We start from the raw sequence: 15,197 nt of genomic DNA, 5'->3' as shown, positions 1-15,197 counted from the left end.
GGACCGCCGCGGCAGGGAATGGCCGGCTCACTGGTCGACGGTGAGACCCTTCGCCTCGAGCACCTGGGCGAGATTGCTGACCTGGATCGGGGTTTCACCCTTCTTGTAGCGCTCGATGTAGGCGGCTTCGGCGGCGTCGCGGTCACGGGAGGCGTCGATGGCGAACTGGACCTCGTCGCGTCGGACCACGACCACTCCGTCGCAGTCACCCTTGATCACGTCGCCGGGATAGATGATCTGGCCGCCGAACACCAACGGCTGGTTGACGGGACCGAGGGATTCCTTCACCGTTCCCTCGATGCACACGTGCTTGGAGAAGACGGGAAACCCGAGTTCGCGGATCTCCCGGCTGTCCCGCACCCCGCCGTCCGTGACCAGTGCGCTGATGCCCCGGGCCACGCACGCATTGGCCAGCACGTCGCCGAACTGTCCTGCGGGCTGGTCGCCGGAGGACACGACGAGCACGTCGCCGGGTTGCGCGTAGCTGATGGCGACCTGGAGCATGATGTTGTCGCGCGGATGGCAGACGACCGTGAAGGCCGTTCCGCAGAACGACATGTCGCGGTCGATGGGCTTGATCCCCGAATCCAGTGCACCCTTACGGCCCTGGGCTTCGTGGATGGTGGCGGCCGAGAAGGCGCCCAGTCGGTCGATCGCGGCCTTGTCGGCGCGGTCGATCTTGGTAGTGACGTGAACCATGATGTCTCCGTTGGTCGGGTAAGAGCGGGTGGGATCAGCTGAGCGACGCGACGGCCTTCTCGACCGCGGCGGCCGCGTTCCGCAGAATGTCCTCGGACGTGGCGAACGAGACGCGGAAATACGCCTGGGCGCCGTACGCGGAGCCCTGGATGGTGGCCACCGACGCGTGGTCGAGGAGGAAGAGCACCACGTCCTGATCGTTCTCGAGCAGCGTGCCGTCGGGAGTCCGCTTGCCCACGAGGCCCGCGCATCCGACGAACAGATAGAACGCGCCCTGCGGCAGCACGGGTTCCAAACCCTCGATACGGGAGAACAATTCGAAGATGACGTCCCGCCGCGCGCGATAGCTCGCAACGGACGTGGTGACGAAACTCTGATCGCCGGTGAGCGCCTCGGCCGCGGCGGCCTGACTGATCGACGACGGGCAGGAGGAACTCTGCGACTGCAGCTTGTTGATCGCTGCGATCAGGCCCTTGCTTCCGACGCCGTACCCCAGACGCCAGCCGGTCATCGCGTAGGCCTTCGACACACCGTTGGTCACCAGGATCCGATCGCGGAGGTGCGGCGCGGCCGACAACAGGTTCGGAACGGGTGAGTCGGTGAAGACGATCTCGTCGTAGATCTCGTCACAGAGGACGTTCACGTGCGGGTTCCGGTCAAGGACCGCTGCCAGTTCCGCCAGTTCCTGCTCGCTGTACACCGCACCGGTCGGATTCGACGGTGCGTTGAGGATCACCCATTTCGTCGCGGGAGTGATGGCGGCGGCGAGCTTCTCCGCGGTGAGCAGGAACCGGTCGGACTCCGGGCAGTCGACGACGACGGGTGTTCCGCCGTGGACGGTCACCATGTCGGGGTACGACACCCAGTACGGCGCGGGCACGATCACCTCGGTGCCCTCCTCCACCGTCGCCATCAGCGCCAGGAAGATGACCTGCTTGGCACCTCCGCCGACGGTGATCTCGTTGTCCGCGAACTCGACCCCGGTCCGGGCGAGCATTCGCTTCGCGATCGCGTCCCGCAGTGCGGGGATACCGTTGACGGGGGTGTACTTGGTGAGACCGGATTTCATCGCCGCGACGGCTGCCGCCTTGATGTGGTCCGGTGTGTCGAAATCGGGTTCTCCGACCGTCAGGTCGAGGATCTCCCGCCCCGACGCCCGGAGCTCGCGAACCCGTTGCGCAGCTGCCACACTCGGTGACTCACGCATCTGGTCGACTCGCGCTGCAGGGACGAAGGTGGACATTGTTCCTCCTGGTAGAGGGCGTGGGAACGAAAGAAGCCGGGAACTCGGGCGGTACCTTCACACCCAGGTTATCGGGAGCACATCACGGCTGTACAAGACCGATTACTTGTCGGGCGATAGCCGTTCGGAATGGCTGGAATCAGAACGCCAGCAACACCTTCGCGGAGGCGGACGCGTCCTTCGCGACGGCGAACGCCTCGAGGCCGGCCTCGATGCCGAACTCGTGACTGATCACCGGTTCGACGTTCAGGCTGCCGTCCGCCAGAGCGGCGAGCACCGAATCGATCTCGTCGTTGAATCGGAAGGATCCGACGAGTTCGAGTTCCCGCGTGATGACGAGCGAGAGCGGCGCGGGCTGAAGACCGGTGGGGAGCAGTCCGAGCATGACGACTCGGCCGCCGCGCGTCGCGCCGCGAATGGCCGATTCGAGCCCGAAGCGGTTACCGGAGCATTCGACGACGACATCGGCGTCGACGGCCGCGATGCTCTCGGAGTCGGTGGCGTCGAGGGTCCGGTCGGCGCCGAGCGCCCGTGCAACAGTGAGGGGATACTCGTGCACGTCGACTGCGGTGATCTCGCGCGCACCGGCCCGGCGCAGGACCGCCACCACGAGGGCGCCGATGGGTCCGCATCCCACGACGAGTGCGCTCTTCCCCGACACGTCGCCGGCGCGGGCCACGGCATGCCACGCGACGGCGGCGGGTTCTGCGACGGCAGCGGTGCGCAGTGGAAGGTCCGGCGGCAGCGGCCGCAGCATGCGCGAGGGCAGAACGGCGTACTTCGCGAATGCCCCTTCGGTGTGGGGGAATTGCGCTGCACTGCCGAGGTATGTGCATCCCGGTGAGAGGTTCGGGCGATCGGCGGGGAACCTGGCGCCGCGACCGCCGGGGGTGGCGGGGTGCACGGCGACTCGTTCACGCGCTGCGGGGCCGCTGCCGTCCGCCGCGGCCTGCACCACCGTTCCCACCACTTCGTGGCCCAGCAGCATCGGTGCCTTCAGAATCGACTCACCCGCCGCCCCGTGCGTCCAGTAGTGCAGGTCGGATCCGCAGATCCCGCCGTAGGCGATCTCGACGACGGTCTCGGACGGCTCGGGCCGGCGCAGCGGCACCGATTCGATGCGCAGGTCTCCCGCGGCGTGCGCCACCACCCCGAGGGTTTCGGCCGGAAGCGGGGTGCCGGACTCGCGCTGCGCAGTGTTCACCGCGGGTCTCGATCGTTGCGCCGGATGAAGTCGAGTCCACCCGGTACCTGGAATGTGGGCATGATTTCGATCAGGCCGAGATTGACGTGGCCCGGGGCGTCGATCGCGAACTCGATGGTGTCGGCGATGTCCTTGGTCGTGATGGATTCGAAGCCTTCGTAGTACGTCTCCCACGCCTCCTTCATCGCCTCCGGCGACCCGCCCAGGTTGCGTCCGAAGATCTCGGTTTCGACTCTGCCCGGGCAGATCTCCGTCACGCGGATGCGCTTGCCGATGGTGTCGTTGCGCAGCTGTCGCGAGATCTGGTGCACCGCAGCCTTCGTGGCGTGATAGGCGGTGTGGCCGTAGAAGTTGTACAGGCCGGCGATGGAGCTGATGTTGACGATGTGGCCGAGGTCCCGCTCGACCATTCCCGGCATCAGCAGGCGGCACAGGTGCAGCACCGCACGGAGATTGACGTCCACCATGGCGTCGACCGAATCCGCGGAGGCGTCCAGGATGTTGCCGGTGGCCGACACTCCCGCGTTGTTGATCAGCACGTCGATCTCGAGCCCCTCGACGGCGGCGCTCAGTGCGTCGATGTCCGTGATGTCGACGGCGAGCGGGATCATTCCCGTCTTGTCCGCGACCTCGTCGAGCCGTTCCTTGTTGCGGGCCACACCGTAGACGGTCAGTCCGCGCTTGGTCAGGATCTCGGTGACCGCGGCACCCATTCCGGTGTTGGCGCCGGTGACCAGTGCCGTCCGGTAGTCGTTGAATGGCATAACGCTCCCTTGCCTTGCTGGTGGTGAAAGTTGGTACAGCCCGGTGGTCTTCGAGTGGTCAGGAGACCACCGGGCCGAGTCTGGATCCGTCAGAGCGTGTCGCGGAGTGGCACGTGCGCCCGGTCGGTGATGGTGCTGACAGCGATGAGGGTGCCCACCGCGGTGACGACGGCATAGACCGCGGGAACGTAGATTCCGAACTGAGGAATCAGCCAGGTCATGAGCAGGGGCGCCGTGCCGCCGAAGACCGCGGAGGAGATGTTGTAGCCCAGCCCGTACGCCGAGTACCGCACCCGGGTGGGGAAGAGCTCCACGATGAGGATGTGGATGACGGCGGTGTGACCGGCGAAGATCACCGCCATGATGCATGCGCCCACCACTGCGAGCACGAAGTTGCCGGTCGCGATCAGGGCGTAACAGGGGATGGCACCGATGGCCATCGCGATCGCCGCGCCGGCGATGACCTTCTTGCGGCCGACACGGTCGGAGAGAGCACCCATGAACGGGATGGCGATGCAGATCGCCACGAGACTCGCCGCGGTCACGAGCAGGGCGGTGCCGGTCGAGAAGCCGATGTTGTCGCCCTTCAGGAACGTCGGCATGTAGGAGAAGAGCACGTAGTAGCCGGAGCCGTTCATCAGCGGGATGAACAGCGCGAGCAGCATCGCCTTGCGGTGCTCGGGGGTCGCGAACGCTTCCTTCAGTGGGTTGCGGGACAGTCCGCCTTCCGCCTTGAGCTTCTCGAAGTTCGGGGTGTCGCTGATGGCCCGGCGGATGTACCAGCCGATGATGCCCATCGGGATCGCGACGAGGAACGGCACACGCCACGCCCAGCTGGCCGGTCCGCCGCCGTTGATGGCGGCCTCGTTGAGCCACGGTGACATCGCGAACGCCACGAGCGTGCCCGTGAGCAGGGCCAGGAAGGACGCGATCTGTGCGTAGCTGGTGATCAGTCCGCGCTTGCCCTCCGGCGAGTGCTCGGCGAGGAACGTCATGGCGCCCGCCGCCTCACCGCCCACGGAGAAGCCCTGCAGAATGCGCAGGAGGATCAACAATGCGGGTGCGGCGACGCCGATCGCGGCGTAGGTCGGGAGAATGCCGATTCCAGCGGTGGCGACGCTGATCAGCATGATGACGAAGACGAGCATCTTCTGCCTGCCGATCCGGTCGCCCAGGATGCCGCAGACGACCGCGCCGAGAGGTCGGACGAAGAACGAGATCGCGTAGCCGGCGAAGACGAGCATCAGCGCGTCACTCGACTTGGAGACGTCGAAGAAGACGATGGCCAGGGCGGTCGCCATGAAGGCGAAGATGCCGTTGTCGTAGAGCTCGACGAAGATGCCCACGCAGCCTGCGAGAACGACTTTGCGGAGCTGGCGGGGTTGCACCTCGTGTTCGGACGTGTGCCCGGCCGTGTCGGGTGAGATCGCGTTGGTCATGCTGACTCCATCTGGGGTACCGAGCTGTGCTGGGCGGATGTCGTTTCTGTGTGAAGGGGGATCCGAAGACTGGCGAACGCGTTGGCCACGCGGGAGCGGAGGAGATCGATCGAGCGTCGTTGCGTGCGGTACGCGTCCACGGCGTCGGAGACGGTCACCTTCCTGAACCGGACCTCCTGGCCGGGGCGTGCCTGGCCGAGCTGGGACAGAGCGGTGGCGGTCACGACCGCGAGCACCGGGTATCCGGCGGTCACCCCTCGTCCACGATGCAGAACGAGGATCTCGTCGCCGGCCGGAACCTCGACCGCACCGATCGGCACTCCACGGGAGAGCACCTCCGTCGACCGGTCCCGCCGGGGAACGGGGCTGCCCGGATCGGTCGGCGTGAGGCGGAGGCCTATGTGGTTCGAGTTGTCGCCGATGACGAAGGGGGTGTCGAACAATCGGGCGGAGGTCGAGCCGAATTCGTGGACGTCGGGACCATCGGTCACGTCGATGGTCCAGCATCCGGTGAAGGCCGCGGGCCGGGCGCCGAGCCGGAACAGCGGCATCAAGAAGTGCGGGTGGTCGATCGGCGGTCCGTCGACGTCGATGGCGACGGACTCGCCGACCGTCAGTTGCCGGCCGAAACCGAGAACCGAGTCGGGGGCGCAACTACCGAGCAGGCAGGGCGCGTCGATCGTTCCGTGCACGGCGAGGTAGACCCTGAGCCCGTCGCGGATTCCGCGGACGGTGAGTTCTTCGCCCGCGGTCCACACGAACGGCTCCCACTGCGGGCGGGCGACACCCCCGACCTGCACCTCCGCCGGCGCTCCGGTCACCGCGACGAGCAGGTCGATGCTCGCGACGGCGCCGAAGTCCATGGCGACCATCTCGAGCAGGGGTGCCGTACGCGGGCTCCCGACCAGTGCGTTCGCCACGTCGGCGCTGTACTGGTCCGAGGCTCCGCCGGTCATCTGGCCGAACCGCGACGCTCGGAGCCGGCCGAGGTCCTGGATCGAGGTCAGCCCGGGTGTCGTGACGGTGATCGATTCAGCCATGACGGACGCCCTCGTACATCGACCACTCGGCCGCGGTGATCGGAACGAAGAGGAACGTGTCGCCGGGCCGGAAGTCGGACAGTGGGTCGGTCGCCGGATCGACGATGGTCAGCGGGGTTCGACCGATCACCGGCCAGCCTCCCGGCGCGGGACGCGCGGAGACGACGGCCTGCCTGCCCGCGACAGCGACCGCGCCTGCCGGTACGTGTGGCCGCGGAATCGTGCGGCGTGGGACGGGCCGCGGGAACGCGGGACCGTCCAGCATCGGGGCGCCGCCCGGGGAACCGAAGCAGCGCATGGTCAGTGGGCCTTCGCAGTGCAGTCGGATCACCTCGGCCGGTGAGAGTTCGAGGTGTGCTGCCACGCCGTCGAGGTCGGGGCCGAATTCTCCCCCGTAGACGACGGGGATCTCGAACTGCCGCGGGCCGCGCGCCGCGGCATCCGCGGGGAGCTCGATCAGCCGTTCGACGTGTGCACGGATGGCGTCGTGGGTGTTTGCACCACAATCGAATTCGACCAGCAATGCGTCGTACGTGGGAATGATGCCGGTGACCGCGACCTCGTCGCCGCGTGCGTCGAGTGCGGCGGCGACCGCGTGGACCACCCGCCAGCGCTCCTCGGCATCCGCGGACAGCGACGTCAGACGTACCGCGGAGTCTCCGCAATCCGAGAGGACGAACTCCCGGTGCGGCCGGATGCACGTCACGCCGGACACGACGCGGACTCCTTCTCTTCCTTGCCTGCTTCCTTGGCCGCGAGGACCTCCGTCACCGGGGCGATGACGACGCCCGCCCTCAGGAGCGCCTCCCGGATCGCTCGCGCGTTGCGTACGGCGTCGGCGCCGTCACCGTGCAGCAGCACCGTGTCGGCCTCGATCGGGATGCGGGTGCCGTCGACGGCCTCGACGACACCCTCGGTCACCATCTGCACCGTGCGCGCCACCAGAGTGTCCTGGTCATGAATCACGGCGCCGGGCTCGGACCGCGGCACCAGGGTGCCGTCCGAGCGGTACGCGCGGTCCACGATGGCGACGATCGCCACGCGAATCCCCCGCTCACGGGTGTGGTCGGCGAGTTCACCGTCCTGGGCGAGCACGATCAGCCGCGGGTCGAACGCCTCCACCGCGTCGACGACGGCGCGTGCGTAGTCCGCCCGCGTGGCGACGAGATTTCCCAACCGACCGTGCGGTGCGATGTGCGAAAGCGTCGTGCCGTGTGATGTCGCGAAGGCGTGCAGCGCGCCGAGTTGGTACAGAACGTCCGTGCGGACCTCGTCTGCGGTGAGGTCAATCGCGCGCCGGCCGAACCCTGCCAGGTCGGGAAAGCTGGGGTGCGCGCCGATGCCGATGCCGCGGGCGACGCATCCTCGGACCGTGGCGTCCATGGTCCTGGGGTCACCGGCATGGAATCCGCACGCGACGTTGGCGGACGTCAGCACGTCGAGCAGCGCGTCGTCGTCGCCCATCGTCCATGCGCCGAAGCTCTCGCCGAGGTCGGCGACGAGATCGATCTTGACAGTCACGGTGCCTCCCATGGGGACCTGCAGTGGAACCGCTGGTGCAGTTCCTGTGAACTTTCGATGTAAACGGACGCTACGCAGGATCCGGTTCGGGCGGTTAATACCTGTTTTACGTGAGGCGATAACGAACGTCTATGGTGTTTGAACAGCGGCGATGCAAAACCGGAAGAACAGGGCCTCGCATTTGGCTACGGCGGTGTTTCCGCCCGGCAACCTTGTCGAAACCGCGGCGTGCTTGCGTCGCCGCATCGTCAGAAAGGCAGATCGCTCGTGGATACCCGACGCTTGTTCTCATTCGTCCGCATCGTCGACGCCGGAAGCATCACGCGGGCGGCCGACATTCTGCACATCGCCCAGCCGGCATTGAGCCAGCAGATGACGGCGCTGGAGACCCACTTCGGTCAGCAGCTGCTGATCCGCAGCAAGCAGGGCGTGGAACCCACCGATGCGGGGCGCGCGCTGTACCGGCACGCGCAGGTGATCCTGCGGCAGGTGGAGAGTGCTCAAGCCGAGGTGAGCGTCGTCGGCCGAGAACTGGCGGGCGGCGTCTCCGTGGGGCTCGCGCCGTACAGCACCGTGAGTTCCATCGCGTTGCCGCTGCTCACCGCGGTGCGGTCGCGGTACCCGAGCATCCTTCTGCACATCAACGAGAACTTCGGCGGCGTGCTGAGCGAGGCCATGATGACCGGCCGCATGGACATGGCGCTGCTCTACGACGCCGGGCCGATCAAGGGCGTCAACTTCGAGCGTCTCCTCACCGAGGAGCTGATGGTCGTCGCGCCGGCAGGCACCGGTCTGCCCGGTGACACCGGGACGGCCGTCGCCATCAAGGATCTCGTCGACCTGCCGCTGCTGCTGCCGGGCCCGATGCACACCATCCGTAAGGTGGTGGAGCAGGCCTACGAACACGCCTTCGAGCACGCGCGGGTGGTCGGGGAGGTGGAATCGGTGACCCTGATGGCGCAGGCGGTACGAAATGGTTTGGGCGCGACGGTATTACCGTTCTCCGTGGCCCGCCGCATCATGAATGTGGAGAACCTGGAACTCCGCCGCATCGAACCGACCATCGAAGTCCAGGTCTCCCTCGGAACACCCGCCAATCAGCCGCTCTCGGGACCTGCCGAGGCGGTGCGCGAGGTGTTGCGCAGTGTCGTCGCCAACTACATCCGGACCAGTTCGGAAGCCGATCGAGGCATTCAGTAACCCCGGCTCGCGTCGATCGGTGCCATCAAAGGCGCTCCGGCAGCGAAACGTTCGACGTTGGACGCGACGTGATCGGCAAGCAGCCGTGTCAGCCCCGTCGCCGGATTCGCGACGTGCGGCGTGATGATGGCATTCGGCAGGGTCCAGAGCGGATGTCCGTCGGGAAGTGGTTCGGGATCGGTGACGTCGAGGGCGGCCCCGCCGATCGATCCGGATTTCAGCGCGTCGACGAGCCCCGCGGTGTCGATGAGGGAGCCGCGTGCGACGTTGACGATCCACGCCGTCGATTTCATCTGCGCGAGTGCGTCCTTGTCGACGATGTGCGCGGTCGCCGCCGTCGCCGGTGCGGCGATGACGAAATGGTCTGCTCTGGACCAGATTTCCGACGTCCGATCGGACGGCAGCGTCTCGACTGCACCCGGGACCGGGGTTCCCGAACGAGTGACGGCGAGCACTCGCGCCCTGAACGCGTCGAGCAGCGGAATCATCGCGCGACCGATGCCGCCGCACCCGACGATGGCGACCGTCGCCCCGCGCAGCGTGCCCACCTGCGGGTCGAATTCGGCCTTGCGCCAGGAGGTCGCGCGCACCTGCTCGGTGAGGGCACGGACACCGGCCAGGAGCAGCAGAACTCCGTGTTCCGCGACGTTGCCGGCGTAGGCGCCGGCCGCGGACGTCCACGTCCGCTCGGTGTCGACGATCCCCGCGGAGATCCACGGTTCCACACCCGCCGAGGGGAGTTGCACCCAGCGCACCGAGTCCGGCAACTGCGCCGGGAACGTGTCGGGACCCTGCGCCCACACCACGGCTTCGGCGTCGTCGAGTGGGGCGAGTACGCCTCCGCCCCGCTCGATCCCGCGCATCAGGGCGGCGTCCGGGTGCGGTCCGAGGTGGATACGAGGCGTTGCGGTGTTCGGCATCATGGTCTTTCGAGTCGGTCGGGTGGGGATCACACTACGGCGGTGAGGCCGCCGTCGACGTACAGGATCTGGCCGTTCACGAAGTCCGACGCCGGCGACGAGAGGAAGAGCAGTGCACCCACGAGTTCCTCGGGGCGCCCCCACCGTCCGGCGGGCGTGCGTGTGGTCAGCCACGCACTGAACTCGGCATCGTTCACGAGCGCCTCGGTGAGCTGGGTGTCGAAGTACCCGGGTGCGATGGCGTTGGCCTGCAGTCCCAGTGGTGCCCAGTCGGCGCACATTCCGCGTGTGAGCATCTTCAGCCCGCCCTTGCTCGCGGCGTACGGGGCGATACCCGCCCGGCCGAGTTCACTCTGGACGGAACAGATGTTGACGATCTTCCCGTGCCCGCGACGGACCATCGCCCGCGCGAACTCGCGGCCGACGAAGAACGCGCTGCTCAGGTTGGTGTCGAGCACGCGACGGAAGTCGTCGTCACCGAACTCGAGCAGTGGGCTGCGGTGCTGGACGCCGGTGTTGTTCACGACGATCTCGACGGGACCGATCTCGTTCTCGACCCGCTGCGCAGCGGCGGTGACCTCCTCGGGAGCGGTGACGTCGAACGCGCAGGTGTGGACTGTCGCACCGGTGGCGCGGACGATCTCGTCGCGGCTGCGTGCGAGGGCGTCGGCGTCGCGGCCGTTGAGCACGACCTCCGCGCCCGCCTCGGCGAGTCCGTTGGCGAGTGCGAAGCCGATTCCCCGGCTCGATCCCGTGACGAGAGCGATCTTGCCCGTCACATCGAAACTCCCGTGCGAACTCACTGTGTGACAACCTTTCGTTCTTCGTGCAGGTATTCGACGGCGGCCCGTGCGATCGCATCCGGCGCCGGATCGACGTCCAGGACCACGCCGAACTCGTCGGCGTCGAGCGGCTCGAGGAGCGCGAACTGGGAATCGAGCAGGGCAGGCGGCATGAAGTGCCCGCTCCGCGCGTGCATCCGGCCGTGGATGACCTCCCGCGCTCCCGTGAGGTGGACGAACAACACCGGGTCGGAGACGTCGCGGAGGATGTCGCGATAGCTCCGCCGTAACGCCGAGCACGCCACCACGCCACGGCGCTGCTGATCGGACAGCTCCTGCAGGCGGTCGCGGACGACTGCGAGCCACGGTGCCCTGTCGTCGTCGGTCAGCGGGATACCGGCGGCCATCTTCTCGACGTTCGACGGCGGATGCAGATCGTCGGCGTCGAGGAACCGGTGGCCGGTCAGTGCGGAAAGTTGCTGCGCGACTGTTGTCTTCCCGCAGCCGGTCACCCCCATCACCACGATGTGGGGTCGCTGATCGCCACTCATGAATTGTTCCTGTCCGCCGGTGTGGAGAGATGCAGTTCGAACATGCCCGACCGGACAACTGCTTGGCAATGGCGGAGGGGATACCGGTTGACGTTGCCGTCATAGCGAAGCGCGAGGGATGCGGATGTTACCGGCTCACGAGTTTGACTGCCGCGGCCTCGATGGTCTCCTCGGAGAGCAGGACCTCGAGGGCGGCGTCGCCGAGGGGGATGAAACTGTCGTCGCTCGTGACGCGTGCGAGTGGCCCGGTGAAGCCGTCGTCGATCAACGCCGCGACCACACCTTCCGACACTCCCCCCGACTTGCGGGTCTCGTCGACGATCAGCACCCGGCCGGTGGCGTTCGCCTCCCGGACGATGTCGTGGACGGGCAGCGGTGCGAGCCACCGCATGTCCACCACGCGCGCGGCGATGTGCGCCCGTTCGAGACGGCGCGCGACGCGCAGGCTCATGTGCACCCCGTTGCCGAACGTGACGATCGTCAGGTCCGTGCCGTCACCGTACGTGCGGGCCGAGCCGATCGGCACATGGTTCTCGGTCCGCTTCGCCGGATCCGGATACGGTGCCAGCCACCGCTCGTCACCGTTCTCGTACAGATCCCGGGTGTGATACAGCGCAATGGGTTCCAGATACACACACAAAGCGCCCGCGGTGCGCGCGGCCGCGGCGCACGTGTGCATCATGGCCGCGGCGTCGTCGGGGCGCGCCGGCGACGCCACCACGATTCCGGGGATGTCACGCAGTGCGGCGACGGCGTTGTCGTTGTGGAAATGCCCGCCGAACCCCTTCTGATACCCGTACCCGGCAACCCGCACCACCATCGGGTTGCGGTATTGGCGGTCGGAGAAGAACTGCAACGTCGCGCCCTCCCCGCGGATCTGGTCGGCGGCATTGTGCAGGTAGGCCAGGTACTGGATCTCCGGGATCGGCAGCAATCCGGACACCCCCGCTCCCAGCGCGAGTCCCAGGATCGCCTGCTCGTCGAGGAGCGTGTCGAACACCCGCGCGGACCCGGCCTTCTTCATCAGACCGCGGGTCACCCCGTACACCCCGCCCTTGCGGGCGACGTCCTCACCGAACACCAGCGCCTCGGGGTACCGGGCCAGCACGTCGAGCAGGGCACGGTTGATCGCGAGAGCGACGGTGAGCGGACCTTCCTCCTCGGGAAGCGGGGACCCGACGAACTGCGCGCGACGGTCCGGGTCGACGCGTTCCGGCGCGGCCGCGGCGGCCTGCTCGGCACTGTCGGTGAGTGGCTTCATCACCGCCGCGGGACTGTCCAGTTGAGGTAGTTCGCCGACCTGCTCGGCCAGTTCGAGGACCTCGGCGCGCTTGTTCTCGTAGCGGTCGAGGATGTCGGTGGGGCTCAGGTGTCCGCGTTCGGTCAGCAGTTTCGCGGTGCACAGCACCGGATCCCGGTCGAAGTCTGCGGTGATCTCCGCAGATGTCCGGTACGCGGCCTCGACATCGGAGCCGGCATGACCCATCAACCGGACAGTACGCAGGTGCAGAAACGCGGGCTTCCGGTGCCTGCGGACCCAGTCGGCGGCATCTCTCGCCGTCGCGTATGCCGCCGGCAGGTCGGAGCCGTCCGCCTCGAAGTACTCGAGGCCCGCCCGGTCACCGAAGTTCGCGGCGATCCACCCCTTCGGAGTCCTGGTGCTGATCCCGATCCCGTTGTCCTCGCACACCAGCAGCAGTGGCAACGGCAACCCCTGGTAGGCGGCGTGCACCGCGGTATTGATGGCACCGACGGCGGTGGAATGGTTCGCCGACGCATCCCCGAAGCTGCAGACGGCGACCGCGTCGGCCGGCCACGGTGAGGGCACATGCACCTTCTCCGACCGGGCGATGGAGAAGGCGACACCGACAGCGCGTGGGAGATGCGAAGCGATGGTGGAGGTTTGGGGAATAATGTTGAGGTCGTGACGGCCGAACACCTTGTGCCTACCACCCGAGATCGGTTCCTCCGTCGCCGCCACGAGTCCGAGGAGGACGTCGCGCAGCGGATCACTGCCGTCCACCTGCTGCGCCCGCGCCAGGAAGAAACCACCGGAACGGTAGTGCAGCAGAGCGGGATCGGTGGGTCGCAGCGCGGCCGCGACGACCGCGTTGCCCTCGTGCCCGGACGAGCCGATCGTGTAGAAACCCTTCCCCCGCGACCGCAACCAACGGGCCGCCAGATCGAGATGCCTGCTGCCGACCTGGGCGTCGAAGAGGTCCAGGGCGCCCTGCACCGACAACGGGGACGGCGGCTGGACCGGATCCTCCGGACCGACGCCGGGGCGGCTCTCCCCGGGAACCAGCCCCGACACGACAGAGGTGAAGTAGTCGTCGATCTGTTCGGCCATTCCTAGATCATCCTGTGGCGCCGACCAGCGGGCAAGAGTCGCAGGATCAGAGTCTCGATGCCTCACCGTAAGGTCGACTGTTCCTCACGCCGGGCCGTGACCGTCACCATGACGAATACTGGGGTCACATCTGTCCCGGCGGGCGCTTCGCCTCCGGCTCCGGTGTTCGATCACATGACGTTCGGCGACACCGGTGTGGAGTGACAGGATGGCAACATGTCTGGGTCCGACTCCGCAGACCGACTGCACATTCGAGAGGCCGCTGTGATCATGAACAATTCCCCCGCTGGTGAATACACGCTGGTGCGCAGTCGATGACCACGACGAGGACCGGTGTCGCCGTGATAGGTACCGGCACGATGGGCTCCGCAATCATGTGGAGACTGTCGGAGCGAGGTATTCCTGCAGTCGGTCTCGAGCAATTCACTCCCGGGCACGATCGTGGCTCCGGGCACGGCGAGTCGCGCATCTTCAGAACCGCATACCATGAGGATCCCGCGTATGTCCCGATGCTCCGGGCCGCACTCCGAGGATGGCGGGAACTCGGTGAGCAAACCGGCGAACCCGTCTTGACGATGACCGGGGGCCTCAGTATCGGCCCCTCGAGCGGCGTGATTGTGGGTGGCTCCCTCGAAGCAGCCAGGGTGCATGACCTCACCCAGGAGATTCTCGACCCGGCCGAGTTCGGTACCCGGTTTCCTACACAGAGGTTGCGTGGGGGAGATACGGCCATCTGGGAGAAGGATGCCGGCGTGATCAGGCCGGAGTTGGCGATCACCGGTGCAGCGCGCCGTGCGAGCGAACTGGGCGCCTCTGTACGTCCCGAGAGCCGCGTCCTGGGGATCGAGGACGGTCCCAGAAACACGGTGCTCGTGCGGCTCGACCACGAGGTCATTCGAGCCGACCACGTCGTGGTCGCGGCAGGCGCCTGGATTCCCGGCCTTCTCCCAGCCGCCCATCTCCCCTTGACTGTGGAGCGCAAGATCCTCGCATGGTTCCCGGCCGAAGATCCCACGCAGTTCGGGCCCGACCGGTTCCCGGTATTCCTGCGGGACAGCCCGGAGGGTACGTGGTACGGCTTCCCCACCATGGACGGCAAGACGGTCAAGATCGCGCTCCATCTCGGCGGGCGCGAGACCGACCCTGACGAGCTGGATCGGGTGGTCCATGACGAAGACACCGCCCCGTTGCGGGACCTCGTTCGTCATTACCTGCCTGGATTGAGTTCGCACCCCGTGCGGGCCGCGGTGTGTATGTACACGAACACACCCGACGGGCACTTCATCATCGGAAATCCACCCGCCTACAGGAACGTGACGGTCGTGTCCGCGTGCTCTGGTCACGGTTTCAAATTTGCACCGGTGATCGGAGAGATCGCCGCCGATCTCAGTTGCGGATCGACCCCGGAATTCCCCTTGGAGTTGTTCGACGTCAACCGATTCTCTGATTGACACAACGGGGATCCGGCGTCCGCGCCGTCGTGA

General features: G+C 67.1%; 14 protein-coding genes. 2 read left to right on the top strand and 12 right to left on the bottom strand.

Translation table 11 applies throughout. The features are described 5' to 3' along the window. Nucleotides 1-27: 27 nt before the first annotated feature. The 8 genes from QM693_RS00660 to QM693_RS00625 form a co-directional block, all read right to left on the bottom strand. Nucleotides 28-699 carry a 4-carboxy-4-hydroxy-2-oxoadipate aldolase/oxaloacetate decarboxylase gene (locus QM693_RS00660; protein WP_280779527.1) on the bottom strand — a complete coding sequence of 224 codons (672 nt, stop codon included), beginning with the start codon at nt 697-699 and terminating at the stop codon, nt 28-30. A 34-nt stretch (nt 700-733) separates the two neighbouring features. Beyond that, on the bottom strand, nt 734-1,942 hold the full coding sequence (locus tag QM693_RS00655) for an aspartate transaminase (RefSeq protein WP_283351033.1): 1,209 nt from the start codon (nt 1,940-1,942) through the stop codon (nt 734-736). Nucleotides 1,943-2,081: 139 nt separating this feature from the next. Then, nucleotides 2,082-3,146 (bottom strand): L-idonate 5-dehydrogenase, encoded by a 1,065-nt coding sequence (locus QM693_RS00650; protein WP_283351032.1) that lies wholly within the window; start codon nt 3,144-3,146, stop codon nt 2,082-2,084. Beyond that, nucleotides 3,143-3,910 (bottom strand): SDR family oxidoreductase, encoded by a 768-nt coding sequence (locus QM693_RS00645; protein WP_005567627.1) that lies wholly within the window; start codon nt 3,908-3,910, stop codon nt 3,143-3,145. The genes QM693_RS00650 and QM693_RS00645 overlap by 4 nt, the downstream gene beginning before the upstream one ends. Nucleotides 3,911-3,999: 89 nt before the next feature. After that, a complete protein-coding gene (locus QM693_RS00640) occupies nt 4,000-5,349 on the bottom strand; it encodes an MFS transporter (protein WP_005250039.1) in 1,350 nt (449 codons plus the stop codon). Then, a complete protein-coding gene (locus QM693_RS00635; protein WP_283351031.1) occupies nt 5,346-6,389 on the bottom strand; it encodes a 5-oxoprolinase subunit C family protein in 1,044 nt (347 codons plus the stop codon). Before QM693_RS00635 ends, QM693_RS00640 begins: the two co-directional genes overlap by 4 nt. Further along, nucleotides 6,382-7,104, bottom strand: coding sequence for a 5-oxoprolinase subunit B family protein (locus tag QM693_RS00630; protein WP_283351030.1), 723 nt, complete (start codon nt 7,102-7,104; stop codon nt 6,382-6,384). Before QM693_RS00630 ends, QM693_RS00635 begins: the two co-directional genes overlap by 8 nt. Continuing rightward, nucleotides 7,092-7,922 (bottom strand): LamB/YcsF family protein, encoded by an 831-nt coding sequence (locus QM693_RS00625; protein ID WP_283351029.1) that lies wholly within the window; start codon nt 7,920-7,922, stop codon nt 7,092-7,094. The genes QM693_RS00630 and QM693_RS00625 overlap by 13 nt, the downstream gene beginning before the upstream one ends. Nucleotides 7,923-8,192: 270 nt before the next feature. Between QM693_RS00625 and nac the strand changes: the two genes are divergently transcribed. Next, a complete protein-coding gene (gene nac / locus QM693_RS00620; RefSeq protein WP_005254585.1) occupies nt 8,193-9,110 on the top strand; it encodes a nitrogen assimilation transcriptional regulator NAC in 918 nt (305 codons plus the stop codon). Here nac and QM693_RS00615 read toward each other — a convergent pair. The 4 genes from QM693_RS00615 to QM693_RS00600 all read right to left on the bottom strand — a co-directional run bounded on the left by QM693_RS00615 (nt 9,104) and on the right by QM693_RS00600 (nt 13,713). Further along, on the bottom strand, nt 9,104-10,033 hold the full coding sequence (locus QM693_RS00615; protein ID WP_283351028.1) for a D-isomer specific 2-hydroxyacid dehydrogenase family protein: 930 nt from the start codon (nt 10,031-10,033) through the stop codon (nt 9,104-9,106). The two genes, nac and QM693_RS00615, sit on opposite strands and share 7 nt — an antisense overlap. A gap of 26 nt (nt 10,034-10,059) precedes the next feature. Continuing rightward, on the bottom strand, nt 10,060-10,833 hold the full coding sequence (locus tag QM693_RS00610) for an SDR family oxidoreductase (RefSeq protein WP_283351027.1): 774 nt from the start codon (nt 10,831-10,833) through the stop codon (nt 10,060-10,062). Further along, nucleotides 10,830-11,363, bottom strand: a complete 534-nt coding sequence (locus QM693_RS00605; RefSeq protein WP_283333141.1) for a gluconokinase — start codon at nt 11,361-11,363, stop codon at nt 10,830-10,832. Before QM693_RS00605 ends, QM693_RS00610 begins: the two co-directional genes overlap by 4 nt. Nucleotides 11,364-11,490: 127 nt before the next feature. Next, on the bottom strand, nt 11,491-13,713 hold the full coding sequence (locus QM693_RS00600; protein WP_283351026.1) for a thiamine pyrophosphate-dependent enzyme: 2,223 nt from the start codon (nt 13,711-13,713) through the stop codon (nt 11,491-11,493). Between the two features lie 314 nt (nt 13,714-14,027). On the opposite strand from QM693_RS00600, the gene solA reads away from it, so the two are divergent. Continuing rightward, on the top strand, nt 14,028-15,164 hold the full coding sequence (gene solA, locus QM693_RS00595) for an N-methyl-L-tryptophan oxidase (protein ID WP_283351025.1): 1,137 nt from the start codon (nt 14,028-14,030) through the stop codon (nt 15,162-15,164). Nucleotides 15,165-15,197 lie beyond the last annotated feature (33 nt).

It is taken from the genome of Rhodococcus sp. IEGM 1305 (genome assembly GCF_030058635.1).
Classification (GTDB): domain Bacteria; phylum Actinomycetota; class Actinomycetes; order Mycobacteriales; family Mycobacteriaceae; genus Rhodococcus_F; species Rhodococcus_F opacus_D.
This window is presented reverse-complemented; position numbering and strand designations above follow the sequence as displayed.

What these genes read in the sequence shown, in the direction of transcription:
- QM693_RS00660 (WP_280779527.1), bottom strand. Translation starts at nt 699, where the DNA reads ATGGTTCACGTCACTACCAAGATCGACCGCGCCGACAAGGCCGCGATC.
- QM693_RS00655 (WP_283351033.1), bottom strand. Translation starts at nt 1,942, where the DNA reads ATGTCCACCTTCGTCCCTGCAGCGCGAGTCGACCAGATGCGTGAGTCA.
- QM693_RS00645 (WP_005567627.1), bottom strand. Translation starts at nt 3,910, where the DNA reads ATGCCATTCAACGACTACCGGACGGCACTGGTCACCGGCGCCAACACC.
- QM693_RS00640 (WP_005250039.1), bottom strand. Translation starts at nt 5,349, where the DNA reads ATGACCAACGCGATCTCACCCGACACGGCCGGGCACACGTCCGAACAC.
- QM693_RS00635 (WP_283351031.1), bottom strand. Translation starts at nt 6,389, where the DNA reads ATGGCTGAATCGATCACCGTCACGACACCCGGGCTGACCTCGATCCAG.
- QM693_RS00625 (WP_283351029.1), bottom strand. Translation starts at nt 7,922, where the DNA reads ATGGGAGGCACCGTGACTGTCAAGATCGATCTCGTCGCCGACCTCGGC.
- QM693_RS00615 (WP_283351028.1), bottom strand. Translation starts at nt 10,033, where the DNA reads ATGATGCCGAACACCGCAACGCCTCGTATCCACCTCGGACCGCACCCG.
- QM693_RS00605 (WP_283333141.1), bottom strand. Translation starts at nt 11,363, where the DNA reads ATGAGTGGCGATCAGCGACCCCACATCGTGGTGATGGGGGTGACCGGC.
- QM693_RS00600 (WP_283351026.1), bottom strand. Translation starts at nt 13,713, where the DNA reads ATGGCCGAACAGATCGACGACTACTTCACCTCTGTCGTGTCGGGGCTG.
- solA (WP_283351025.1), top strand. Translation starts at nt 14,028, where the DNA reads ATGACCACGACGAGGACCGGTGTCGCCGTGATAGGTACCGGCACGATG.